General features: G+C 47.4%; 2 protein-coding genes. Both read right to left on the bottom strand.

The genetic code is table 11. The annotated features are described in order from the left end of the window. Positions 1-100: 100 nt before the first annotated feature. Positions 101-682 (bottom strand): YceI family protein, encoded by a 582-nt coding sequence (locus ABYP33_RS19145; protein WP_008253399.1) that lies wholly within the window; start codon positions 680-682, stop codon positions 101-103. Further along, positions 679-1,275, bottom strand: coding sequence for a cytochrome b (locus ABYP33_RS19150; protein ID WP_373092952.1), 597 nt, complete (start codon positions 1,273-1,275; stop codon positions 679-681). Before ABYP33_RS19150 ends, ABYP33_RS19145 begins: the two co-directional genes overlap by 4 nt. Between the last annotated feature and the right edge of the window lie 146 nt (positions 1,276-1,421).

The raw sequence follows: 1,421 nt of genomic DNA on the forward strand, positions 1-1,421 counted from the left end.
ACAAAAAAAAGCCGCTAAAGGTAGCGGCCTAAAATTTTGAGACTGAGTGAGCTTAATTCCTAATCTTCGAGTCGTTCTACGCTCGAAAAGTTCAACTGGATTACATCATGGATTGCGCAATACCTTCGACATCCAAAGTCAACTCGACAATTTGTGAGGCTGGGCCGAGATCAAAATCAATGCCAAAGTCCTTCAAAGCAATTTCAGTAGTGCCGTGAAAGCCCTGACGGTAGCCGCCCCAAGGGTCTTTGCCGCCACCAATCTCGCTGACCGCAATCGTTACCGGCTTGCTGACGCCATGCAGGGTTAAGGTGCCTTTTAGCTCCGCTTTACCGTCACCTAAGGCCTTAAAACTCGTGCTTTTAAAGGTCGCAGTCGGGTATTTGTCTACCGCAAGAAAATCTTTGCCGCGCAAATGCTTGTCACGCTCAGCGTGATTGCTGTCGACGCTGGCAGTTTTAATAGTGACATCAACTGACGAAGCATCTGGCTTGGCGGGGTCGTAATTAAATCTACCCTCAAACTCATTAAAGCGACCATACAGCCAGCTGTAGCCCAAGTGCTTAATTTTAAAATTAATAAACGCATGTGCACCAGCGGTGTCAATTTTGTATTCGGTGGCATGAAGCGCGCCACTAAAACTCAATAAGGCGGTAAATCCAATCGCGAGTAGACGTTTCATTGTTCGGCTTCCTTTTTGTTAATAGCGTGATTGCTTGCTGACATTGCGTCGCGGCCTAGCATTTTAAGCAAGGTCGTGTCGCGGTTAATAAAATGGTGTTTTAAGGCGGCGAGCGCATGAACACTCGCCAGTGCGATTAGTATCCACGCCAATATCTCATGGATCTCGCCGGCAATATCTTCCTGCTCAGGCAGATCATAAATTGTGGCCGGCACGCTGACCCAGTTAAATACCTCAATCGCGCGACCATCCGCGGTCGATATAAAGTAGCCCGCAATCATCAGGGCAAACATCAAACCGTACAGCCCAATATGCGTGAGATGAGCAGTTACTCGCTCCCAGACCTTAAGGGCGGGATCATCGTCAGGGCGAATATTAAGGTTGCGCCAAACCACCCGAATGATGAGTAAGCAGAACAACAATATACCGACACTTTTATGGATGGCTGGGCCATCTTTGTACCACGGGTCGTAATACGACAAGTCACGCATCCACACCCCAAGGCCAAACATGCCGATAACCGCAAGCGCCATACTCCAATGCAAAGCGATGCTAAGCCAACCGTAACGGCTTGCGGTATTCTTGGCTGGCATGGCCTCTCCTTTGCCTCAGCTAAATCAATGAAGCCAGTATATAAAGAAACCGCTGATATAAAAGTGCAAAATTTTGGGTCAATAGATCAGTAATTTGGATATATTTGATAATACCTTGCTGAATGCGTTTGCTGTACTCATATGGA

It is taken from the genome of Zhongshania sp. (assembly GCF_041584495.1).
Taxonomy (GTDB): domain Bacteria; phylum Pseudomonadota; class Gammaproteobacteria; order Pseudomonadales; family Spongiibacteraceae; genus Spongiibacter.